This is a genomic window from Kitasatospora sp. NPDC056446 (assembly GCF_042796115.1).
Taxonomy (GTDB): domain Bacteria; phylum Actinomycetota; class Actinomycetes; order Streptomycetales; family Streptomycetaceae; genus Kitasatospora.
Genome location: NZ_JBHTRF010000061.1, coordinates 29626 through 53173 on the forward strand (window position 1 = coordinate 29626; position 23548 = coordinate 53173).

Here is a 23548-nt window from a genome sequence, read left to right on the forward strand (position 1 = left end):
TAGCCCTCGGCGGCCCGCTCGCGGGCGGGCAGGACGTCGCGTTCGAAGGCGACGTGCCGGTCCAGGCCCTCGGTCAGCCGCTCGCGCTCGCCGCGCCACTTCCCCAACTGCTCGCTCAGGCCCGCCTTGTGGTCGGCGCCCGGGTCGCGCAGCAGGGAGCGGAAGCTCTCCTCGAAGGCGGCGCGGACGCGCTCGGTGTAGCCCTCGCGCACCCGCCGGGCCGCGCTGGAGGCCGGCGGCTCGTAGCGGTCGGAGCGGCCGCCGCGCACCGGCCCCAGGGCCATCTCGACGGAGGCGGCCGTCCCCGCCCGGCGGTCGCCGGACTGCGGGACGGGCTCGACGCCGTCCGGGCCGCCCAGGTCGTGCGGGACCTTCGTCCGGGCGGTGTCCTCGGCGACGCGCAGCGCCGCCTCCCGGGCCCCGTGCAGGGCCAGCAGGCGGTTGGCCTCGGCCTGGGAGGTCAGCCGCTCCAGCTCCGTCTTGAGCAGGGCCGGGTCACGGTCGGCGGCGGTGTGCTCGGCGACCAGGCGGTCGGTGCGGCGGGCGAGGTCCGCGCGGGCGGCGGCCACCGCGCGCGGGGACGGGGCCTCGGCCAGGCCGAGTTCGCGCAGCGCCTCGGGGCCGAACTGCTCGGGGGCGGTGTCCTTCCACGCCGCGGCCGCGTCGTCCACCGCGTCGACGGAGCGCTTCAGCACGGCCTCGCGGACCGCCTGGACGGCGAAGTCGTGGGCCAGCCCGTCCCGGTGGCGTTCCAGGGCCTCCTGGAACTCCGTCTCCAGCCGGGCCCGGCCCAGCCGCGTCGGGTCGACGGGGGCGAGCGCCTCGGCCTTGCCGTCCTTGCCCTCCTTGCCGTCCCCGTTCTCCTTGCCGTCCCCGTTCTCCTCCTCGATCCGCAGGAAGGAGTCCTCGCCGTCGCGGTCGCCGCCGTGCAGGTCCTCCATCCGCTCCCGCAGGGTGTCCGCCATCAGGTCGCGGGCCTCCGGCGACAGCCGGACGTCCTTGGGCACGCCGGCCGCTTCCAGCAGCGCGCGGTCCCGCTCGGGGAGCTTGTCCGCGGACCAGTCGGCGTGGGCCTCGTCGACGACCCGCTCGATCTGCTCGTTCGCCCCGGCGCGCGCCTGACGCACGTCCAGGTCGCGGGCGGCGTGGTCCAGTCGGCGCTCCAGCGCCCGGGCGGCCTGGGCGTTGCGCTCGGGGGTGATGTCGGTGCGGGCGGTGAACAGCTGGGCGATGTCCTGCTCGGCGTCGGCCCGGAACTTCTCCGAGGCCTCGCGGCGGATCTCGGAGCGGGCGTGGTCGCCGGAGTGCTCCGGCCCGAGGCCGCGGTCGGCGAGCATCCGGTCGAAGCGGTTCGTCGCGAAGGTGAGCGCGAGTTCGCGGGCGCCGGCCAGTTCCAGGCGGTCCGCGGCGCCGGCCAGGATCTCCTCCCGCTCGTGCGGGCGCGCCTCGATGTCGGCCCGCATGGCGTCGCCGGCCCGGCGCCACACCGGGGTGTCCGGGCCCGCGAGGGTGCGCAGTTCCCGGGGCAGGCGCCCGGCGCCCTCGGCCAGGCGGACCTCGACCTCGCGGTGCGTCGCCTCCTTCGCCTCGATCGCGGCGAGCCTGGCGTCGTGGTCCTCGGCGATCGACTGCTGCTTGTCCTGCCAGGCCGTGCGGCGGGCGTCGCCGGCGGGCGCCTTCACGTGCTCGGGCGCGTCGACCCGGTGGTAGAGGTGGCCGGAGGCGGTGGCCGCGGGCACGGCCGGGGCGGGCGCGACCGGGCCCTCGGGGACGTGCGGGCCGGGCGCGTCGAGCTTCGGGTCGCGCGGCGGGGTCGCGGGCGGGGTGGCGGGCGGCACCGGCTGCTGAGGGTCCGGGCGGTTCGGGTCCGGGCGGGGCGGCTCGGGACGGTCCGGGTCGGGGCGGTTGGGGTCCGGACGGCTCGGGTCGGGCCGGTTCGGGTCCGGGTGGCCGGGCGCGGCCGGCCCGGGGACGTCGCCGGGGCCGCCGCCGCTGGTGCGCACCGGCGGCACCGGGGCCGTGCTCCGGTCGTTGCCGTTGCCGTTCGCGTTCCCGTTCCCGTTCGGGTGCGACTGCGACTGCGACTGCGGGCTGTTGTCGCTGCTCTGCCGTCCGGCCGACCCGGCGGGGCCGCCGTTCGTGGCGGTCCTGGAGTCGTCGTTGTGCAGGGGCGGTTCGTTGTGCTCGTCGACGACGGTGCTGCGGCGCGCCGGGTCGGGCCTGGACTGCTGCGGCTCCGGCTGCGGCGGCTTCACGGCGCTGTTGCCGCCGTTCGCGTCGGCGGACGCGGTCGCGGTGCTGCCGCGCTCCCCGCTGTTCGCCTGGTTGCCGCCCTGGTTGCCGTTCTGGTTGCCGGTCCTGGAGTTCCCGGCGCCCTGGTTCCCGGCGCCCTGCTTCTCGGCCCCGGGCACCTCGGGCGTGCCCTCGGTCTTCCTGGGCACCGGCGGGGGCACGGCGGCGCCGTCCTTGCCGACCGGTCCGGTCGTGGACTTGGGCGGGCCGGAGGCGGAGTTGCGCTCGTCGCCGCGGGACTGCGTCTCGACGGGCCGCGCGGGGGCCTTCGGGTCCCAGCCGCCGTCGACCGAGGAGTCGAAGCTGGTCTTGCCGTGGGGGTCGGCGAGGACGCCCTCGCCGTTGTCCGCCGGGTGGTGGCTGCCGGAGCCGAGGACGGTCGAGCCGGACAGCTCGGAGCCGCCCGACCTGATCGAGGCGCCGTCGCCGCCGGACAGCCGCGGCGCGTTGATCTGGTCGATGTGCCCGGGCCGGGGCACCGGGAACGGCGCCGAGTGCCCGCCCATGTTGCTGATCACCGAGAGGAAGGTCAGCGGGTGGGTCATGGGGTAGTTGGGGCCGGAGTCCGCGGTGATCCGGGAACTCTCCAGGTTGCGGACGAAGTCCGCGTAGTGGATGGTCAGCGGCGAGGCGAGGCCCATGAGCATGTGCCGCATGCCGGCCATCATGAAGCCGCCGACGAAGCTCATCCCGCTGGCTTGCCACTCGCCGTTGTAGATCGTGTTGTAGATGCCCTCGGTGAGGTACTGGTTGATGCCCGACTCGAACTGGCTTCCCAGCACGGCCCCGAGGTGGAACATCTTGTTCATCTTGTTGACGCCGCCCGCGAGTTCGGGCATCTTCTCGGCCAGCAGCTTGAGTTCGGGGGTGAGCGCGACCCGGCCGCCGTCCTTGGCGATGTTCTCCAGGGACTCGATGAGCGCTTCCTTGCTGCCCTCCTTCATCACCGTCTTGAGGGAGTGCTGGGCGAACTGCTTGCCGATGTGCTCGCCCATCTCCCGGGCGAACTTGTCACCGATCTCCTTGCCGAGCTCCTTCTCGAAGAGTTCCCCGAGCTCGCGCACGAACTTCTCGCCGGTCGCGGCGCCGACCTTGCCGCCCTTCTTGAAGCCCTTGGCCAGGTACTGGGCGTTCTCCTTCAGGAGGTTGGAGATGCTCTGGGCGAACTTCTCGGCCGCCTCGTTGCCGAGCAGCCGGCCCAGGCCCTCGCCGGCCTCCTTGCCCGCGCCCTTGAGGGAGCCCTTGAGGGAGCCCTCCCCCAGCTCCTTGGCCACCGACTTGATCGACCCGCCGGCGACGCTCCCGGCCACGCTGCCGGCCAGGTCCTTGCCCACGCCCTTGAGGGCGTTCTCGCCGACCTCCTTGCCGACCCCCTTGAGGGTGACCCCGGTCAGCCCCTTGATGACGTCCTTGAGGGCGCTCTCCACGAACAGCTTGGCCAGCTTGGGGCCGAGCAGCTTGCCCAGTCCCTCGCCCAGCAGGCTGAGCGGCCCGCCGATCGCGCCGCTGATCGCGCCGAAGATCGCCGCCTGCTTGGTGAGGTCCTTGTCCCACTCGTGCCGGTCGCCGTGGCCGAACTGGATGCCCTGGATGATCGCGTCCAGCATCAGGCCGCCGACGATGCCGCCGAAGGTGTGCATGACGATCAGCTGGACGAGCTTCTTCAGCAGCGCCAGGAGGAACTGCCTCGTCAGGATCTTCTTCCACACCAGCGCCGTGAGCGAGGCGCCGCCGGTGAAGACGGCCCAGGCGATGGCGAGGGCGATCTCGAAGAGCAGCTGGACGAGCTGGCCGATCGCCATCCACTTGGTGTACTCGACGGTGTTGGCGACCTTGCCGGCCAGCTCGGCCAGCTGGGTGCAGAGTTCACCGGCCTTGCGCAGCGGGTCGCTGGTGGGGTCCTGGCTGACGAACGGCGCCCACTCCCTCTGGAAGGCCTTGGCGGCCTCGCCTTCGAGCCGCTGGGAGCAGTTCTGCACCGCGTCCAGGATGTACTCGCTCAGCTTCGGCAGGTCCTGGGCCAGCGCGAGGTAGTCGTCCCGTACGTCGCGCAGCAGCCCCTCGTCGGACTCCGGCCACGGCATGCCGCTGATGACGTGGAAGAACTGCCCCACACCCGGGGAGACGTGGATCGAGGAGTGGGGCATGGCGCGGGGGCCTCCGGCTGCGGGGCTGGCGGTACGGGGGTGCGGGGGCGGGCGGACGGGGGCCCGGACTCAGGGGCTAGCGGCGGGAGTTCACGTCAGGCCCACGTTGTGCTCGTCGGTGGCGTCGAAGAGGTCGGCGGTGTCCTGGCCGTGCTGGGACATCGCCTTGAACTTGTTGCTGATCTGCAGGGTCAGCGCGAAGAGGTCGGCGCTGGGCTTGTCGATCTTCTCGTGGTACTGCTTGCCGATGTCGTCGCCGCCGCCGGCCTTGACGTTCTTCTCCTTGATGTCGTCCATCTCGCCGTTGATCTTCTTGACGAGGGCGGACACCGCCTCGAAGTCGGAGAACGCCTTCTTGGCGCCCTCCTCCTTGCGCAGGGTCTTAGCCATTGAACTCCTCCTGCTTGTGGGACTTGCCCGTCCGGTCGGCGCCGGGGCGCATCGCGGTGAGCGGGGCCAGCAGCGCCTCCAGGTCGAGGCCGCCGTCGGCCCCGAACGGGTCCTCGTCCTCGCGTTCGCCGGTGAAGCCCATCCGCAGCGCATCCCCGACGCCCTCGAAGCCGCGCATCTCGGCGGTGATCTGGTCGCCCATCCGGGCCTTGGCCTCGTTGAGGACGTCCTTGAGGACGGTGCTCAGCTCGGCCGGCGCCATGGACTGGTAGGCGGTGGTGTGGAAGCTCAGCGCGAGCAGCTCGCCCTGGGGGCCGACCTTCGCGGTGACCATCCGGTCCTTGCTGGTCGCCGCGGCGGTCATCGCCTGCATCCGGCGCGTCGACTCGGCCAGCTTCTCCTGCTGCTCCGCCAACGAGGCCATGGCCTGGTTGAGTTGATCCTCGAACGAGTACGACATGCCTTCTTCTTCCGTTCCTTGTCCCGGGGCGGCGTCCCGTGCCGGGACGCCGCCCGCTGCCCTGGGTAGCGCGCCGCTCAGCGGCCGATCACGCCGCCGACCGCGCCGGTGTCGGTGCCCCACACCTCTTCGTCCTCGGCGAGCCAGGTGGTGCGCTGGCGGTCCTTCTCGCCCTGGCCCATGCCGCCGCCCATGCCGCCGCCCATCGGCGGCATCATCGGCATGCCGCCGCCGCTGGTGGACACCGACCGGCCGCGCATCGCGGCCGCCTCCTCGGCGGCCAGCGCGGCGGCCTTCTGGGTCGCGGCCTTCTCGGCGGCGGCGGACTCGGCGCTCAGGGCGGCGGCCGTCTTGCCGCCGGGGCCCAGGCCGCCGCTGTTCTCGATGGCCTGCGGGCTCATCCCGCCGCCGGAGCCGATCAGCTTGGGCCCCGAGCCGCCGCCGGAGGACAGGCCGGAGCCGGAGCCGCCCGCGCCGCCGAGGAGGCTCGCGTACGAGGGCAGGGAGCCGGAGCCCGACCCGGAGCCGGAGCCGGACAGCCAGTCGGTGCCGCCGCCGTGGTCGCCGAAGGAGGAGCCGAGGTCGAGCTTCCAGTCGGTGCCGGTGGACGGCGGGCGGATGCCGCCGCCCCCTCCCCCGCCGCCACCGCCGCTGCCCCCGCTGCCGACCAGTTGGTCGATCGCGTGCTGGCGGTCGGTGTAGCGCTGGGAGATGTCGGAGATCGGGCGGCCGGTGGAGTCGAGCAGCGTGCCGTCCCCGGCGATGGAGGCGCCCTTGGGCAGCACCACCGGGTTGCCGTCGCGGTCCAGCACCTCCTTGTCGTCGGGGCCGATGACCGTCCCGTCCTCGCGGATCCTGGACCCCTTGGGCACCTTGGCGTTCTGCCCGTAGATGCCGCCGCCGGTGCCCGGCGGGATGTCCGAGCCCGGCGGGACGATGACCGGCTTGCCGTCCTTGCCCATGACCTTCTGGCCGTTGGCGTCGTACACCTGGCCGTCCTTGCCGATGTAGCCGCCCGGGGGCAGCATGACCGGCTTCTTGTCGGGGCCCAGGACGGGTTTGTGGTCCTTGTCGAGGATGGGCGTGCCCGCGCCGTTGCCGCCGATGCCGTCGCCGCCGCTGCCGCCGCCGGGCCCGATGACCGGGGGCGGCGGGGGCAGGTGGGTCTTGTTGCCGGCGCCCTTGCCGTCGCCGCCGCCGGCGCCGCCTCCCCCGGCCCCGCCGCCCAGGTCGAACTTGTTGCCGTCGCCGCCCCCGGCGCCGCCCCCGGCGCCGCCCTTGCCGTCGCCGCCGCCGGCCCCGCCGCTGCCGTCACCCGTGCCCGGGCCGGGCGGTGCCTGGCTGGGCAGGTCGAGGCTGATGTTGACGTAGCCGCGGCCGAAGTCCGCGACCAGCGTGGCGTAGTCGGCCTCCAGGGGGGCCGTCGGGTCGCCCGTCCTGCGCACGCTCACCGCGGCTGTCTGGGGATCCTCCACCTGGTAGGGGAAGGTCCTGTCGTCGAGGTACTTCTGGACGTTGCCCAGCCAGATCCCCTTCGCCTTCTGCTCCAGCGCGGTGTAGAAGGCGTCCTGCATGGCGTCGCCCAGCGAATTGGAGATGATGGACTTCACCTGGCCGTTCTCGCCGAAGGTCGGCGTGACGCCCACCATCTCCTGCGCCAGGGCCTCGTAGACGGCGCGCGAGGGCCACAACGTCCCGGAGTCCCACCACTTCGAGTGGACGCCTCGCAGGCCGGCGACCGTGACCGGGATCTGGTCGGCCGCCTTGTCGAGGTCCTTGGGGTGGTTCGTGGTGTCCAGCTGGAGGCGGATGCTCTCGAATTCCAGCGCGTACCGCTTGAGCAGCATCTTGAACTCGCCGGCCGCGTCACCCTGCCAGTTGCTGTCCGGGCCGTCGATCAGGTCGGCCCACTTGTTCACCCTCGGCTGCCACTCGTCCAGCCACTTGCCCACGTCCCGCAGGCCCTGCGCGGCGACCCGCAGCGTCCGCGGGTCGATCCCGGCGTTGCCGCCCCCGTTCGACAGCGGTGCGAAGATCCCCTCGTGCTGGTGGATGAACTGGGACAGCGGCTTGTCCGCGTCGTTGCCCCAGTCCGTGTAGTTGATCGGGATCCCGATCAGGATGTAGTGGTTCACCTTGTTGTAGGTGTAGTTCCACGCCCACCACACGTCGGGCTTGCTCTCGCCCTCCTTGGCCATGTCCGTGTGGCCGGTGTCGACCGTGTTCCCGAAGTAGAACTGGTAGCCCGTCGTGCCTTTCGAGACCTTGTCCGGCCTGATCCAGGACTTGGCCCCGGTGGGCAACTCCGCGACCGTGCCCCGTTGGACGATCTTCTGGTCCGGGCCGGAGAAGAACGCGAGAACCTGCTCCCAGGTCGCGGCCATCAGTCCCCCTGCATGTTCGTTACGGTCAACTCTTGTACGGTCACTTGGACTTGGGCGGAGCCGCGCTCGACACCTTGGTGAGGACCTCCATCATCTCGGCCGCCGTCATGGCGTCCTCGTGGGCCTGTTCCATGATCGTCAGCGTCAGCTGGATCTTGATCTGGGCCTGGCGCATCTGGGCCTTGAGGGTGCCGAGGTCGGTGGCCAGACCGGTGGCCAGCTCCTTGAAGTCGATCACGATCGAGTCCGCGAGGAACAGCTTGCTCCCCACCAGCAGCGAGTTGCCCGTCCCGTCCAGGATCCCGGCGTAGCGCTGCATCACCTCGTAGCCGGGGTTCTTGTTGAGGCTGTCCAGCAGTCCGCCGATCTCCTTGTCGGCGAAGTACTGGAGGTCGTCCTTGTTGACGCTGAGCGTGTGCCCGTAGTCGGGCTCCGTGGGCGTGCCCATCAGCTGACGCCGGCTGCGGCGCGCTTGTCGGCGTCGCGCAGCAGGCCGTGCATCTCGCGCAGGATGCCGGCGCCCACCTTGATGTCGTCGGTCATGCTGCCGTCCTGGCCGGCGAGGACCTGGTAGAAGGCCGCGGCGGCGGTGGCGAGGTCGCCGGAGAGCTCGGCCTGGGCGGTGCGGATGGCCGTCATGCAGTTCTCCATGGCGGTGTGCATGCCCTGGCCGGCCTGGTCCAGGGCGTCGGCGGCGTCGTCGATGTTGGCGTGGTTGAGCAGGATGTTGGCCATGGGGGGTCCTCTCGGTCGGGGCGTCGGCGGGCTGGGGCGGGGGCCTGGGTCAGGGGTTGAGGCCGTTGTAGACGTCGGCGGAGGGGCCGGAGCCCCAGCTGCCGCCGATTCCCAGGGCCTCGTCGTGGGCGTGGCTGACCTGGCGGTGGCCGGCGCCGAAGGTGCCGTGGAAGGTCTGGTAGGCGTTCTTGAGCTGCTGGTAGCGGCCCTGCCAGTCCTGGATCTTGCCCTGGTAGGCCGTGCTGCAGGCGGCGCGGAAGTGCTGCTGGACCTCGGAGTTGACGTTCTCGACCTGGGCGCCGGCGCGCATCATCGCCTCGATGTGGGTCTCCAGGGTCGTCAGGACGCGCTGGATCGCGGCATCGTCTGTCTGCAGGTTGGGGGCCATCGGGAGGGGCTCCTTCTCGGTCGGGGACCCGGGGTTCGGGCCGCCGGGTTCATCTCAGGTCAACGGCGCTGCGGGGTGCGGTGGTTCACCGTGTGCAGGCCGGGGCCTGCGGGTCGGCCGCGGCGGGGGCGGCGGCGCCGGTGAGCGCGGCCGGGTCGAGGCTGGGGCCGGTGGGCAGCAGGGTCAGCAGCGGCCCGGGCAGGCCCGCGGGGGCGGTCTCGCCGTAGCCGAGCTGTTTGGCGACGGCGGGCGAGGCGAGCGGGTACTTCACCCCGTTGTCGGTGACCAGGTAGAGGGTGGTGCCGGTGCCGGCGGTGGACAGGGCGCGCACCAGGGCGCCGCCGCCGGGGCGCACCGCGATGGTGTCGGCGGTGGCGCAGGCGGGCTCGATGCCGGGCTGGGCGGTGGGGGCGGGGCCCTGGACGGCGGTGTCGTCGACGAGGGTGACGGCGGTGGTGGGCGCGGGGTCGCCGGGGCGCAGTTCGGCGCAGACGTCGCGGCCCTGGGGGGCGGTGAGCAGGTCGGGCGGGGCGGTGGGCAGGGCGCCGGCCTGGGCGGCGGGGGCGGGGGGCGCGCTGTGGGCGGCGAGGTCGCCGGCGCCGACGGCGACGGGGGTGACGGCGGCGTTCTGGTAGGCGCTCTGCTGGGTGCGCTGGTCGTTGCGCAGCAGTTCGAAGGCCATGGTGGTGAGGGGGGTGAGTCCGGCGGTGGTGAGGAGGTAGGGGTCGCCGTTGGGGCCGGTGAAGAGCTGTCCGACGCGGGTGGGCTTGGTGGCGAGGTCGGGGCCGGGGGTGCCGCGCTGGTCGGTGTCGGGGGCGGCGAGGTCGGGGCCGGCGGGCAGGGCGTTGAGGAAGGCCTGGGTGACGGGGCGGGCGGTGGCGGCGCTCTGGCCGAGGGCCTGGCGGGCGCCGTTGCGGGTGTCCAGGCGCAGGCGGCGGCCGTGCCACAGCAGGTGGGTGGTGCCGTCGGGGGCGGTGACGAGGAGGCCCTGGTTGTCGGTGAGGGCGGTGCCGTGGGTGGCGGGGTCGATGGCCAGGGCGAGTTGGGGGCGGCGGTCGCCGGAGGGGCCGGGGCGCAGGGCGGCGCAGGCGAGCCAGGGGGCGGTGGCGAGGCGGTCGGGTCCGGGCAGGCCGTCGGGGGCGCCGAGGATGCCGAGGGGGGCGCCGCGGGGGGTGTCGGCCAGGGAGTTGGCGCTGACCTGGTCGACGGTGAGCTGGTCGCCGGCGATGAGGCGGGCGGTGGTCTCGTTGAGGAGGGGGTGCAGGGCGCCGTCGAGGTAGAGGTAGCGGGCGCCGCTCTCCTTGACCAGGACGAGGGTGCCGGGTTTCTTCCAGGCGGTGGCGCCGCCGGGGACGACGATGCCGTAGACGGCGGCGATGAGGCAGGCGAGGGCGGCGATGATGATGCCGGTGGTCATGCCCCGGGAGGTGCGTCCGGTGGGGGCGTCGGGGGCGTCGGGTTCGCCGCGGAGCATGCCGGTGGCGAGGCGGCCCATCACGAACAGGTGGGCCTGCACCTGGTCGCGCTTCGACTGCATGGCGTGGTTCTCCTCGGGGGCGGGGTGCGGGGTGCGCGGCGGGGTGCGCGGCGGGGGCCGGGTCAGCCGGCCGGGGCTGGGGGCGGGTCAGCCGGCGATGGCGCGCAGTCCGTGGTAGGTGCCGGCGGCGGCGAGGGCGAGCGGCAGGAGGGCGACGGCGGCGAGGGTGTGCAGGAGGTCGGCGGCGCGTCCCCAGTAGGGCAGCAGGCGGCGGCCGGGGATGGTCCAGGAGACGGTGGCCAGGACGGCGGCGGTGGCGAGCAGGGCGGCGAGCAGGCCGAGGCGTTCGGCGGTGGACCGGCCGAGGGCGAGGTGGGTGGTGAGCAGGACGGGGCCCAGGGCGCCGGGGACGAGGACGGCCAGGCGCTGGGGGATGCTGCCGATGCCGCGGGAGTGCAGCAGGAGCAGCAGGGACAGGGCGCAGGTCAGGGCGGTGGGGGCCCAGCCGTCCTGGCCGGTGAGGACGGTCAGGCACAGGGCGAGGACGGGTGCGAGGGCGAGGTGGAAGGCCGTCAGGAAGCCGTCGGCGACGGCGCTGCGGGTGCGCACGGAGGCGGCCGGGACGGCTTCGATGCCTTCCTGGAGTTCTTCGGCGTTGCGGGGCAGGGCGGGCAGGCGCAGTCCGGACAGGCGGAAGCACAGGCCGGGCAGGAAGGCGGCGGTGACGACGGGAACGACGGCGAGGGCGGCGGCGGTGGCGGGCGGGGTGAGTCCGGTGAGCAGCAGGGCGCCGGCGGCGGTGACGTGCAGGGCGAGCAGGACCAGGCCGAGGAAGAGCGGGGCGGAGCAGCCGACGGCGGCCATGGCGAGGACGGCGGCTCCGGCGGCGGCGCAGCCGCCGGCGAGCAGGCGGGCTCCGGTGGCGGAGGGTGCGGTGCCGGTGGTGAGCAGGGCGCCGGCGAGGGCGAGGTAGGGGACGGCGGTGGCGCCGAGCGCGGTGCCGGCGGCGGCGTCGCCGACGGCGCGGGAGGCGCTGAGGGCGCCGAGGAGCAGGAACAGGCCGGTGGCGGCGGCGGCGCCGGCCCGCAGGTGGTCGGGGCCGGGCAGCAGGAGCAGGGCGAGGCCGCCGGCGAGGGCGGTGAGGGCCAGGGCCAGGGCGGTGTGGTGGGTGAGGGCGGGGCGCCAGGTGTCGGGGCGTTCGCGCATGCCGGTGGCGAGGCCGTCGGCGAGGTCGTCGTAGTGGACTTCGGGCAGGGGGTCGCGGCGGGGGCGCAGGTAGAGGTCCTCGCCGTCGTGCAGGTCGAGGGCGTCGGCGTCGAGTTCCTCGTCGAGTGGGGGGTGGCCGAGGCGTTGGAGGATCCAGCCGTCGTGTTCGGCGCCCTGTTCGGCGAGGTCGTCGCCGGCGTGGGCGAGGACGGCGGGCAGCAGGTCGCCGATCGGTACGTCGGCGGGGATGGCGAGGTCGAACACCGCCTCGGGTGCGTGGAACCTCAGTCGGCACAGTGCGGCCAGGGCGGTCCCGTTGGCGCTCCCGTTCAAGGCTCTCCTCGCGTGTGTGCGGCCGTGGCCGTCCCGCCCGGGGGGCGGTGCTCCGTCACCTTGGGGCACGGGCGGCGGGGGTCGCGGGGTTCACCGGGTGGCCGGTTCTCGTGGGTGGGGTGAACCACGGACGGGGCGCCGTCCGTGGTCCTGGGCGGACGGCGCCCCGGACCACGGGGGCTTCGCGGACCGTCCCCCCTGGGTGCGAGGAGCCGTTTCGTTGAGTGTGGTGCTGGTCGACCGTCCGCCTCGGCGCCCCGGGCCGGCGATGCCCGACGGCGAGATCCAGTTGCAGGAGCCGCCGGTCCTGCCGGAGTCGCAGAGCGGCATGTCGAGCATGATCACGATGGCGCCGATGGCGCTGAGCTCGCTGTCGATGGTGTTCATGTTCCTGCGCCCGGGTGAGAGCGGGGGGCTGCTCAGCTACGTGGCGATGGGCATGATGGGCCTGTCGGCGGTGGGCATGCTGGTGACCTCGCTGATCCGGGGTTCCAGTGACCGCAAGCGGGAGCTGCGGGCGGAGCGGCGGGACTACCTGCGGTACCTGTCGCAGATGCGCCGTCAGGTGCGCGGGCACATCGTGCGCCAGCAGGAGGCGCTGGCGTGGCGGCACCCGGCGCCGGAGGCGGTGGCGTCGCTGGTGCGCACCTCGCGGCTGTGGGAGCGGCGCAGCGCGCACCCGGACTTCGGTGACGTGCGGGTCGGGGTGGGGCACCAGCGGCTGGCGGTGCGGCTGGCGCCGTTGTCGACCAAGCCGGTGGAGGACCTGGAGCCGTTGTGCGCGCACGCGCTGCGGCGGTTCATCCACGCGTACGGGACGGTCGCCGACCAGCCGATCGCGGTGTACGTGCGCGGGTACGCCCAGGTGCTGGTGCGCGGTGACGACCGGGAGGCGGCGCGGGCGCTGGCGCGGGCGATGCTGGCGCAGCTGGCGCTGTTCCACGCGCCGGACGAGCTGCGGATCGCGGTGGTGTGCGACGCGGAGCAGCGGGGGCAGTGGGAGTGGGCGAAGTGGCTGCCGCACGCGCTGCACCCGGTGGACACCGACGCGCTGGGGCCGGTGCGGCTGGTGGCGGGGTCGGTGGCGGAGCTGGAGCAGGTGATGGGGGCGGAGTTCGCGGGGCGCGGGCCGTGGGAGCCGGATGCGCAGCCGAGCCGGGACGAGCCGTTGACGGTGGTCGTGCTGGACGGGGTGCAGGTCGGTCCGGGGTCGCGGGCGGCGCTGGCGGGGTGGCGCAACGCGGTGCTGCTGGACCTGGGCGACACGCTGGAGTGGAAGCCGTTGCGGCACCGGTTGCGGCTGCGGATCGAGGAGGGCCGGCTGGCGATGGTGGGGGCCGACCGCAACCACCGGGACGAGGTGACCGAGCTGGGCCGGCCGGACGCGCTGGGTCTGGCGGCGGCGCGGCGGCTGGCCGGGCTGATGGCGCCGTACCGGATCGGGGACCAGTCGGAGGGCGCGGAGCCGTTGGCGGGCGACTTCGACCTGGTGTCGCTGCTGGGCATCCGTGACCTGCACCGGCACGACGTGGCGGAGAACTGGGCGCGGCGCGGGATCGCGGACCGGTTGCGGGTGCCGCTGGGGGTCGCGGCGGACGGCAGTCCGGTGGAGCTGGACATCAAGGAGTCGGCGCAGGGCGGCATGGGTCCGCACGGGATGCTGATCGGGGCGACCGGGTCGGGCAAGTCGGAGCTGCTGCGCACGCTGGTGATGGCGCTGGCGATGACGCACTCCTCCGAGGTGCTGAACTTCGTGCTGGTGGACTTCAAGGGCGGGGCGACGTTCCTGGGGCTGGACCGGCTGCCGCACACCTCGGCGGTGATCACCAACCTGGCCGACGAGGCGGCGCTGGTGGACCGGATGCGCGACGCGCTGCACGGGGAGCTGGTGCGCCGTCAGGAGCTGCTGCGGGCGGCGGGCAACTACAGCTCGCTGCTGGACTACGAGACGGCGCGGGCGGGCGGGGTGGCGCTGGAGCCGCTGCCGACGCTGTTCGTGGTGGTCGACGAGTTCAGTGAACTGCTGGCCGCGCACCGGGACTTCATGGACCTGTTCATCATGATCGGCCGGTTGGGGCGGTCGCTGGGCGTGCACCTGCTGCTGGCCTCGCAGCGCCTGGACGAGGGGCGGATGCACGCGCTGGAGTCGCACCTGTCGTACCGGATCGGTCTGCGGACGTTCTCGGCGATGGAGAGCCGGGGGGTGCTGGGGGTGCCGGACGCGTACCAGCTGCCGTCCCAGCCGGGCAACGGGTTCCTGCGCAGCGACATCGCCACGCTGACCCGGTTCAAGGCCGCGTACGTGTCGGGGCCCTACCGGGCGCCGCGTCCGGCCGAGGCGCGTCAGCGGGCCGCGGCCGGGCAGGTCGCGGCGTACGGGACCGGGTACGTGGCGCCGCGTCAGCCGGTCGCGGTGCCGGCGGAGCCGGAGCCGCAGGAGGAGCAGGACGGCCGCAGCCTTTTGGCGATCGCGGCGGAGAAGCTGGTGGACGCCGGCCCCCCGGCGCACCAGGTGTGGCTGCCGCCGCTGGGTGTGCCGCCGACCCTGGACCAGCTGCTGCCGCCGCTGGCGCCGCACCCGCGGTACGGGCTGACCACGGAGACGGACGCGGGGCGGGGCACCCTCCAGGTGCCGGTGGGCGTGGTGGACCGCCCGTACCAGCAGGTGCGCGACCTGCTGACCGCCGACCTGTCGGGCGCGGGCGGGCACGTGGGCATCGCGGGCGGGCCGCAGAGCGGCAAGAGCACGCTGCTGCGCACCCTGGTGACCGCGCTGGCGCTCACCCACACGCCGCGCGAGGTGCAGTTCTACTGCCTGGACTTCGGCGGTGGCACGCTGTCCTCGCTGCGCGGCCTGCCGCACATGGGCGGGGTGACCGGGCGGCACGACCCGGAGCGGGTGGTGCGCACGGTGGCGGAGGTCAACAGCATCCTGGCGCGGCGCGAGCAGCGGTTCGCGGAGCTGGGCATCGACTCGGTGGCGGCGTTCCGGCGGATGCTGGCGGCCGGTGATTTGGCCGACGAGCCGCACGGCGACGTGTTCCTGGTCGTCGACGGCTGGAACACGGTGCGCCAGGAGTTCGCGGACCTGGCGCCGGCGCTGACCCTGATCGCCCAGCGGGGCCTCAACTACGGCATCCACCTGATCGTGGGCACCACCCGCTGGGGCGAGGTGACCGGTGCGCTGCGCGACCTGCTGGGCACCCGGTTCGAGCTGCGGCTGGGCGACCCGGTCGACTCCTCGATCGGGATGCGGATCGCGGCGACGGTGCCCAAGGTCCCCGGGCGCGGCCTGACCCCCGAGGAGCTGCACTTCCTGACCGCGCTGCCGCGGATGGACGGCAGCGGCAGTACCGAGGACCTCGGCGACGGGGTCGCGGACCTGGTCGACGCGGTCGCCGAGCACTGGACGGGCCCGCGCGCCCCGGAGGTGCGGATGCTGCCGCTGCACCTGCCGGCGGCGGCGCTGCCCGCCCCGGAGGGCCGGCTGCGGGTGCCGCTGGGCCTCCAGGACGTGTCGATGGCCCCGCTGTGGCACGACTTCGAGGAGTCGGCGCACCTGGTGGTGGTCGGTGACAGCGAGTCGGGCAAGACCAACCTGCTGAAGCTGGTCGCGGCCGGGATCACCGGCGCCTACCGGCCCGACGAGGCCCGGATCATGCTGGTCGACTACCGCCGGGTGCTCCAGGGCGCGGTGCCGGAGGAGTACCGGCTGGGGCACGCGGTCGCGGTGGACGTGCTGCGCCAGATCGTGGACGGCGCGGCACGGGCGATGGCCAACCGGCTGCCCGGCGCGGAGATCCCGCCGGAGCGGCTGCGGCTGCGGGACTGGTGGGAGGGGCCCGAGCTGTTCATCCTGGTCGACGACTACGAGCTGGTCGCGGGCTCCCCGGGCGGGATGGGCGCCCACCCGTTCGCGCCGCTGCTGGACTGCCTGGCGCAGGGCGTCGAGCTGGGCCTGCACCTGATCGTGGCGCGCAGCGCCAACGGCATCGGGCGGGCCTCCTCGGACCAGCTGCTGCGCAAGCTGGAGGAGGTCAACACCCCGGCGCTGCTGCTGTCCTGCCCGCCGAGCGAGGGCTTCCTGTTCGGCAACACCAAGCCGCGCACCTTCCCGCCCGGGCGGGCCCTGCACATCACCCGGCGCCGTACGGTGCAGGTGCAGACCGCGGTACTGGACGACGAGGGTACGGAGGCGCAGCGGTGAGCGCGGAGGCCGCGCCGGTACGGCGCTGGCTGAACCGGCACCGCCCGGCCGCCGCCCCGGCCCCGGAGCCGGCGGCGCTGCACGAGGTCGGCCCGCACTTCGTCATCGCGCCCGGCGCGGGCGGGGGGACGGGGGCGGCGGTGCTGCCCGCCGAACTGACCGACGCGCTGGCCGAACTGCCGGCCGTGGTCGGGACCGTCACCGTGCTGGCGGCCGCCGCCGACGCGCAGCCCGTGCTGCTCGGCAGCCTGGAGGAACTGGCGCGCACCGCCGCCGCCCGCCGGGCCGCGACCCTGGTGCTGGCCGCCTCCGGGCTGGCCGCCGCAGCGCCGGACGGCAGCAGGCCCGCCCAGCGGATCGCCGAACTGGCCGACACCAGCATCGTCGCCCCGGACGGCCTGGTCACCCTGGAACCGGACGGGACGCTGGCGACCACCTCGGCCGGGGACGGGGCGCCGGGCTCGTGGTGGCTGTGCACCCCGGCGGGGCGCACCCGCCGGCTCGGGCCGGTGTGGCCGCTGCCGGAGACGGCGGCGGCCCTGCGGGCGCGGGCGGGGGCGGGCGTCGCGGGGGCGGCGGTGGCGGGGGCGGCTGTCGCGGAGGCGGCTCAGGCCGTCGAGGCGGCTCCTGCTCCTGCGGAACTGCCCGCTCCGGCACCGGTTCCGGCCGTGTCCGTTCCTGTTCCTGTTCCTGTTCCTGCCGAACTGCCCGCCCCCACGGCGGGCACGGCGGTGCCGACGGCCCCTCAGCTGCCGCCGCCCACCACGGCACCCGTCCCCGTACCGGCACCGCCCGCACCGGCACCGCCCGTCCCCTCGGCGGACGGCGAGGGCGACCCGTTCGACGGGGACCCCTTGGTCACCGTGCTGCCCTGCGGCTACTGGTTCCGCGACCAACCCGCCCCCGACAGCCGCCCCGGCCCGCTGACCCTGGCCACCGCCGCGCCGGGCACCCTGGTCGTGGTCGTCGGCCGCCCCGGCGCTCCCCTGCCCGGGGCCGCCGACATCGCCGCCCGGCTGCGCCGTACCCGGCCCGCCCCGGCCGGCCTGCTGGTCAGCGCGCCTTGGGCCGCCACCACGGCGCTGGTCGCCCTGGCCGGCGCCCTCGCGGCCGACCTGGGCCTGGACGTACGGGCCGCCGTCGGCCTGCCGATGCGCACCGCGGACGGGTTCTCCTCCCGGGTGCTGGCCCCGGACGGCACCCCGTCCTGGGAGCCGTGGCTGACCGAGCTGACCGCCTCCCCCGGCCTGGGCCGCGTCGTCGCCTCCGCCTGGCGCCCCCTGCCCGACGGCACCGCGCCGTGCGGCCCCGCGCTCTACCGCGCACCGGTGGCGGGCTGGCAGCTGGAGGCGGTCCCCGCCGGGCTGTGGCTGCGCCCCGAGGGCCCGCCGCAGGACCCCGGCGCGCGGCTGCTCGACCCCGACCCGGCCCGTCCACTGCTCATCGCGGGCTCGGCCGAGCACGCGGTGCCCACCGAGGTCCTCGCCGTCCTGGACGGCCTGCTGGCCTCGCTCACCGCCCCGGGCGCGGCGGCCCCGGAGCTGCTCCTGCACCCCGGGACCGACCCGCAGTCCTTCCCCCCGCCCGTGGCCTCACCCGTACCCGCACCTGCGCCCGTACCTGCGCCTGTGCCGAGCTTCCCCGCACCGGTCACCGGGCCCGTCAGCCCCCGTGTCCCGCCGGCCCGACCGGCCGTCACAACGGGCGAGCCGCCCGCCGCGCCCGCGCCCGTACCCGAGGAGCCCGCCGCCGAGGAGCCCACCGCCGTCCTGCCCGTCGTCCCCGCACCCGAGGAACCCGCCGCCGAACCGGCCCCCGAACCGGCTCCCGCCCCCGCCCCCGTGCCTGCGGAGCCCGCCGGGCCCCGGCTGATCCCGCCGGTCGGCGTCCTGGCCGCCGGCCGGCCGTCCACCCCCGAGGAGCGCGCCGCCTTCCGGGTGCTGCTCGGCGCGCGCTTCCACCGCTACGCCAGCCGCGCCGAGCAGGTCGCCCTGCGGCTGCCGGCGCTGCGCTCGCAGTCCCGCGACGACCTCAAGGACGACCTCGCGGCGGTCTACCTGCACCACGCGGACACCGGGTTCCCGGTGTCCCGGGCCGAGTTGGTGGAGGCCGCCCGCCGGCCCGGCCCCGGCCCGCTGGACCCGTACCTGGCCTGCCTGGGGTCGGGGCTGCGCCGGCTGCCCAACCACCGGGGCGCCGTGCTGCTGGGCGCGGACGCGGGCGAGGAGGTGATGCGCCACTACGTGCGGGGCGCGCTGCTGACGGAGCCCGCCGCGCTGGTGGGCACCGCGGAGTCCGACCTGGTGACGGGGACGGATGTGGAGTTCCTGGTCTGGTCCGCGACCGGGCGCCGCACGTCGGTGATCGCCGAGGACGGTGACCCGGAGGTGGTCTTCCCGCCCGGTTCGCGCTTCCGCGTCCTGGACGTCCTGCCCGGCGGGGAGGACCCGGTGCGGGTCCTGCTGCGCGAGACCGGCCCCTCCCCCGCGACCGACGGGACGGCCGACGAGCGGGACGAGCAGGCCCGGTCCCGGCTGCTGTCCTGGCAGGCCCGCCGCGACCTGCTGACGGCCGATCAGCTGCGCGTGCCGGCCCGCCCCGAGCGGCTGCGCCTGACGCCGGGGGTGGCCGCCGGGTAGGCCCCGTCCGGCCGGGCGGGACCCGGGCACACGGGAGGGCCCGGGCGGGGCAGGCGCGCCCCTGTCAGGCGTCAGGGACCGCCGCCGGGGCCGCGTTCCTAGGCTGACGGGCACCGGTCCGGCCGACCCGCCGGGCCCCGTACCAGCCAAGGGAGAACCACCCATGCGCAGGACCCTCCACGCCCTGGCCGCCCTCGCCCTCGCCACCGCCGCCCTGACCGCGATGGGTACCGGCAACGCCGGTGCCGCCGACGGCTCCTGGGCGGGCTGTCCGTCGGGCGCGGTCTGCGTCTACCCGCAGAACCAGAACCCGGCGGTCTCGCCGAGCGACGTCTACTGGAGCTACGGCGCCCACAACCTGAGCAACCAGTACGGCAATCACTGGGTGCTCAACAACCAGACCGGCGGCGCGCACGCGCACCTGTGCCGGGGTTCGGGCGGCGCGGACTGCGGCTACGACATCGCGGCCCAGAACGGTGTGTACGCCGACCTGGGGCCGATCAACTCCATCACCCTCGACCGTCCCTGACGGTCGGTCGGCCGTGTGCCCGTCGCACGGCCCGGGGGGTGCCCGCCGCACGGGGGAGCGGCGGGCATTCCCCTTTTCCGCGTCTCCGAACCGTCCCCGAAGCATCCTCAACCGCCCGGAATCCCCCGGGAATCCCCCGGGCGCGTTCACGAAGATAACGAGTGGAGGTGGATTGCGGGCAGTCTGGTTTTACTTATTGACGTCATGTACGCGCTCAGGTTTTACTCCCCCCACCCCGCCGTGAAGCCGCGCGGCGACCACAGGGAGAGGCACACCGGAAATGAACGCCGTACTGCGTCGCGTCCTCGTCTCCACCGCCGGCCTCGCGCTGGCCCTGTCCACGACCGCCGCCTGCGGGAAGGCCGGCGCCTCCAAGGCCGAAGCCACCGCCGCGGGCGACTCCACCTCCATCGGCCTGCTGCTGCCCGAGAACGCCTCCTCCACCCGCTACGAGTCCTTCGACCGGCCGTTCATCGAGGCCAAGGTCAAGTCCCTGTGCGCGCAGTGCAAGGTGCTCTACAACAACGCCGAGGGCAGCGCGGCCAAGCAGAAGCAGCAGTTCGACACCCTGCTCACCCAGGGCGTCAAGGTGATCGTCCTGGACCCCTACGACGCCAAGTCCACCCAGGGCTGGGTCGAGGAGGCCGCCGCCAAGGGCGTCAAGGTCCTCGCCTACGACCGCCTCGCCGCCGGCCCGATCGCCGCCTACACCTCCTTCGACAACGAGAAGGTCGGCGAACTCCAGGGCCAGGCCCTGCTCGACGCCCTCGGCCCGCGCGCCGCCGACGCCAATGTCGTCATGATCGACGGCGACGAGGCCGACCCGAACGCCGCCCAGTTCAAGTCCGGCGCCCACAAGGTCCTCGACGGCAAGATCAAGAAGGTCGTCTACGAGCAGTCCGGCCAGTGGAACCCCACCGTCGCCGGGCAGAAGATCTCCGCCGCCGTCACCGAACTCGGCAAGAACGGCTTCCAGGCCGTCTACTCCGCCAACGACGGCATGGCCGGGGCCATCATCACCCAGCTCCAGGGCGCCGGCATCAAGGTCCCCGTCGGCGGCCAGGACGCCGGCCTCGACGCCGTCCAGCGCATCGTCAACGGCGACCAGGCGTACACCATCTACAAGGCCTACCGCCCGCTCGCCGAGACCGCCGCCGAACTGGCCGTCGCCCTCCTCCAGGGCAAGGACGTCAAGACCGTCGCCACCGCGAGCGTCGACAGCGCCACCGCCAAGAACATCCCGGCCAAGCTGCTGGACGCCAAGATCGTCACCAAGGACGACATCGCCGCCACCCTCCTGGCCGACGGCATCTACAAGGTCTCCGACATCTGCACCGCCGACTACGCCGCCGCCTGCGCCGCCGCGGGCCTCAAGTAGCCCCGGGCACCCGCCCCTCCCACGACCCGACCCGCCCCTCCACCAAGGTGGTTCACGTGACAGGCGCACCCGTCCTCCGACTGCGCGCGGTCTCCAAGCGCTTCGGCGCCGTCCAGGCCCTCACCGACGTCGACCTCGACGTCCACGCCGGCGAGGTCCTCGCCCTCGTCGGCGACAACGGCGCCGGCAAGTCCACCCTCGTCAAGACCATCGCCGGCGTCCACCCCGTCGACGAGGGCACCGTCACCTGGCACGGCGAGCCCGTCCGCCTCACCCGCCCCCAGGACGCCGCCGCCCTCGGCATCGCGACCGTCTACCAGGACCTCGCGCTGTGCGACAACCTCGACGTCATCGCCAACCTCTTCCTCGGCCACGAGAAACGCCGCCGCGGCCTGCTCGACGAGGTCGCCATGGAGCAGCACGCCCGCCTCCTCCTGGACACCCTGGCCATCCGCATCCCCGAGGTGCGCACCCCCGTCGCGGCCCTGTCCGGCGGGCAGCGCCAGGTCGTCGCCATCGCCCGCGCGCTGGTCGGCGAACCGTCCCTGGTCATCCTGGACGAGCCCACCGCGGCGCTCGGCGTCGAGCAGACCGCCCAGGTCCTGGACCTGGTGGAACGGCTGCGCGAACGCGGCCTGGCAGTCGTCCTGGTCAGCCACAACATGGCCGACGTGCGGGCGGTCGCCGACACCGTCGCCGTGCTGCGCCTGGGCCGCAACAACGGCGTCTTCGCGGTCGCCGACACCACCCAGGAGCAGATCGTCGCCGCCATCACCGGCGCCACCGACAACGCCCACGCCCGCCGCCGGGCCCGCCGCAGCGAGGAGGCCGACGCCGTATGAGCGCCCCCGAAGCCCCCGCCCCTTCCGCCTCCTCCCCCTCCTCCCCCGGTTCCCCCGGCTCCCCGGCCTCGCCCGGCGCGTCGGCCGCGCCGCCCGGCGCCGACCCGCGGCTGCACGCCCCCGCACAGGGGTGGGCCGGGCACGCCCGGGCCGTCCGGCGGCGGCTGGCCTCCGGCGAACTGGGCTCCCTGCCCGTCGTCGTGGGCCTGGTCGTCATCGCCGTCGTCTTCCAGTCCGTCACCCACCACTTCCTCCAGGCCGACAACCTCACCAACATCACCCGCTTCATCGCCGGGCCCGGCCTGATCGCGGTCGGCGTGGTGTTCGTCCTCATCCTCGGCGAGATCGACCTGTCGCTGGGCTCGGTGGCGGGCGCCAGCGCGGCCGTGGCGGCGGTGCTGACCTCGCGCCAGGGCTTCGGCGAGGGCGTCGCGATCCTCGTCGCCCTGGCCGCGGCCTGCGCCATGGGCCTGCTGCACGGCCTCTTCTTCGCCCGCGTCGGCGTGCCCGCCTTCGTCGTCACCCTGGCCGGGATGCTCACCTGGAGCGGCCTCCAGGAATGGGTCCTCGGCGACGGCGGCACCGTCAACAACCGGCACGGCGGCATCATCGCGAGCCTGGACACCACCTTCCTCGGCGACGGCGACATCGCCTACGCCTGGGCGCTGGCCGTCCTCGCCCCCGCGCTCTACCTGCTGGCCCGACTGCGCACCGCCCGCCGCCGCCGCGCCGCCGGCCTCACCGCCCCCTCCACCGCCGACACCGCGATCCGCGCCGCGGCCCTCGCCGCCCTCACCCTCGCCACCGCCTACACCCTCAACCAGGACCGCGGCCTGCCGCTGTCCCTGGTCGTCCTGCTCGGCGCCGTCCTGGCCACCGACTTCGTACTGCGCCGCACCCGGTACGGGCGGCAGGTCTTCGCGGTGGGCGGCGGCGTGGAGGCGGCCCGGCGGGCGGGCGTCAACGTCGCCCGGGTCCGGATCTCGGTGTTCGTGCTGTCGGCGTTCCTGGCCGGCCTCGGCGGGCTGTTCTACGCCTCCCAGCAGGGCTCCGCCGACAAGCAACTCGGCGGCGGGAACGTGCTGATGAGCGCGATCGCCGCAGCCGTCATCGGCGGGACCAGCCTGTTCGGCGGGCGCGGCAAGACCTGGTCGGCGCTGCTGGGCATCCTGGTCATCCAGTCCATCACCACCGGCCTGGACATGGTCCACGCCGCCCAGGCCATCCAGTACATGATCACCGGCGCCGTGCTGCTCGCCGCCGTCGTCCTGGACTCCGTCACCCGCCGCACCCGCAGCAGCACCGGGCGCAGGTAGCGGACTCGGCCCCCTCCCCCGCTCCCCCTACTCGCCCTAGGGTTCCCCCATGGACGACGAGATCACGACCACGGTCGGCAGGGACTTCTACACGTTCGACGGCCGGGTCCTGGAGGTCTTCGGCGGGAATCCCATCCGCTTCCACGTCCGGCACCTGCACCTCAGCGTCACCGGCCCCGACCGGAAGGGAAGGCGGGTCGTCACGATCACCCACGGCCGGCCCGAACTCCCGGGCGGGAGCCACATCTGGAGGTACACGGCCGAGGAATGGGAGCGGGCCAGCGGCCTGGCCGCACTGCTGGAGACGGTACAGGCGGCCATCCAGTCAGCGGCGGAACACCACCCCGCATAACCCGGTCCGGGCCCGGGGCCGGCAGCTCCCCCGCCCCACCCCGGGCCCGCCGAGCACACCAACCCCCAACTCCCCAGCCCCAGGGGGAAAAGCTCACCGCAACCCGCCGACTCGCCCCACCCCGGGCCCCCGGGGCCGCGCCGCCAACGTGCCCCCCACCCCAGGCGGAAAAGCTCACCACGACCCGCCAACTCCGCCCCGCCCCGGGCCCCCGAGGCCGGGCCGGGCCGCGCCGCCAACGTGCCCCCACCCCAGACGGCAAAGCTCACCGCCACCCACCAACTCCACCCCGCCCCGCCCCGCCCCGCGAGCGCGACTCCCCACCCGAACCCGCCGAGAGCACCAACCCCCCAACTCCCCCACCCCAGGTGGCGAGGCCACTCCACGGCGGCCTGGACCGCGCTGCGCAGGAAGTCGGCGGAGCCGACTTCCTGCGCAGCGCTCGGGGTTCAGGTGTGTTTCGCCGCGTGGGT

The 23548-nt window shown here is 74.4% G+C and carries 16 protein-coding genes (1 of these 16 cut by a window edge); 7 read left to right on the plus strand and 9 right to left on the minus strand.

Features of this window, described 5'->3' with window-relative positions:
• From ACFQ6N_RS29715 to eccD, 9 genes are all read right to left on the minus strand, one after another.
• On the minus strand, window positions 1-4439 hold the start of the coding sequence (locus tag ACFQ6N_RS29715; protein WP_380655530.1) for a hypothetical protein. It extends 22972 nt beyond the left edge of the window; 4439 of the gene's 27411 nt are visible here — the first part of the coding sequence; it begins with the start codon at window positions 4437-4439; its stop codon lies beyond the left edge, outside the window.
• Window positions 4440-4529: 90 nt separating this feature from the next.
• Window positions 4530-4829: a hypothetical protein gene (locus ACFQ6N_RS29720; protein WP_380655533.1), complete on the minus strand. Its 300-nt coding sequence runs from the start codon at window positions 4827-4829 to the stop codon at window positions 4530-4532.
• Complete coding sequence (locus ACFQ6N_RS29725) at window positions 4822-5289, minus strand: YbaB/EbfC family nucleoid-associated protein (protein ID WP_380655535.1); 468 nt, start codon at window positions 5287-5289, stop codon at window positions 4822-4824. The genes ACFQ6N_RS29720 and ACFQ6N_RS29725 overlap by 8 nt, the downstream gene beginning before the upstream one ends.
• A gap of 77 nt (window positions 5290-5366) precedes the next feature.
• The gene (locus ACFQ6N_RS29730; protein ID WP_380655538.1) at window positions 5367-7673 is read right to left on the minus strand and encodes a hypothetical protein; all 2307 of its coding nucleotides are present in this window, start codon (window positions 7671-7673) and stop codon (window positions 5367-5369) included.
• Between the two features lie 40 nt (window positions 7674-7713).
• Window positions 7714-8121, minus strand: a complete 408-nt coding sequence (locus ACFQ6N_RS29735; protein WP_380655541.1) for a hypothetical protein — start codon at window positions 8119-8121, stop codon at window positions 7714-7716.
• Window positions 8121-8408 carry a hypothetical protein gene (locus ACFQ6N_RS29740; RefSeq protein ID WP_380655543.1) on the minus strand — a complete coding sequence of 96 codons (288 nt, stop codon included), beginning with the start codon at window positions 8406-8408 and terminating at the stop codon, window positions 8121-8123. Before ACFQ6N_RS29740 ends, ACFQ6N_RS29735 begins: the two co-directional genes overlap by 1 nt.
• Window positions 8409-8457: 49 nt before the next feature.
• Window positions 8458-8796 carry a hypothetical protein gene (locus ACFQ6N_RS29745; RefSeq protein ID WP_380655546.1) on the minus strand — a complete coding sequence of 113 codons (339 nt, stop codon included), beginning with the start codon at window positions 8794-8796 and terminating at the stop codon, window positions 8458-8460.
• Window positions 8797-8881: 85 nt separating this feature from the next.
• Window positions 8882-10333 carry a type VII secretion protein EccB gene (gene eccB / locus ACFQ6N_RS29750; RefSeq protein WP_380655547.1) on the minus strand — a complete coding sequence of 484 codons (1452 nt, stop codon included), beginning with the start codon at window positions 10331-10333 and terminating at the stop codon, window positions 8882-8884.
• An 87-nt stretch (window positions 10334-10420) separates the two neighbouring features.
• Window positions 10421-11812, minus strand: coding sequence for a type VII secretion integral membrane protein EccD (gene eccD / locus ACFQ6N_RS29755; RefSeq protein ID WP_380655550.1), 1392 nt, complete (start codon window positions 11810-11812; stop codon window positions 10421-10423).
• Window positions 11813-12032: 220 nt separating this feature from the next.
• On the opposite strand from eccD, the gene eccCa reads away from it, so the two are divergent.
• The 7 genes from eccCa (at window position 12033) to ACFQ6N_RS29790 (ending at window position 23075) form a co-directional block, all read left to right on the plus strand.
• On the plus strand, window positions 12033-16019 hold the full coding sequence (eccCa, locus tag ACFQ6N_RS29760) for a type VII secretion protein EccCa (protein ID WP_380655552.1): 3987 nt from the start codon (window positions 12033-12035) through the stop codon (window positions 16017-16019).
• Window positions 16016-18658: a hypothetical protein gene (locus ACFQ6N_RS29765; protein WP_380655554.1), complete on the plus strand. Its 2643-nt coding sequence runs from the start codon at window positions 16016-16018 to the stop codon at window positions 18656-18658. The genes eccCa and ACFQ6N_RS29765 overlap by 4 nt, the downstream gene beginning before the upstream one ends.
• Before the next feature lie 163 nt (window positions 18659-18821).
• Window positions 18822-19187, plus strand: coding sequence for a hypothetical protein (locus ACFQ6N_RS29770; protein WP_380655556.1), 366 nt, complete (start codon window positions 18822-18824; stop codon window positions 19185-19187).
• Between the two features lie 280 nt (window positions 19188-19467).
• Window positions 19468-20565 (plus strand): sugar ABC transporter substrate-binding protein, encoded by a 1098-nt coding sequence (locus ACFQ6N_RS29775; RefSeq protein ID WP_380655559.1) that lies wholly within the window; start codon window positions 19468-19470, stop codon window positions 20563-20565.
• A gap of 56 nt (window positions 20566-20621) precedes the next feature.
• Entirely contained in the window at window positions 20622-21407 is a 786-nt protein-coding gene (locus ACFQ6N_RS29780) for an ATP-binding cassette domain-containing protein (RefSeq protein ID WP_380655562.1), read from the plus strand.
• Window positions 21404-22723 (plus strand): sugar ABC transporter permease, encoded by a 1320-nt coding sequence (locus tag ACFQ6N_RS29785; RefSeq protein WP_380655564.1) that lies wholly within the window; start codon window positions 21404-21406, stop codon window positions 22721-22723. The genes ACFQ6N_RS29780 and ACFQ6N_RS29785 overlap by 4 nt, the downstream gene beginning before the upstream one ends.
• A 49-nt stretch (window positions 22724-22772) precedes the next feature.
• On the plus strand, window positions 22773-23075 hold the full coding sequence (locus ACFQ6N_RS29790; RefSeq protein ID WP_380655567.1) for a hypothetical protein: 303 nt from the start codon (window positions 22773-22775) through the stop codon (window positions 23073-23075).
• The last annotated feature ends 473 nt before the right edge of the window (window positions 23076-23548 follow it).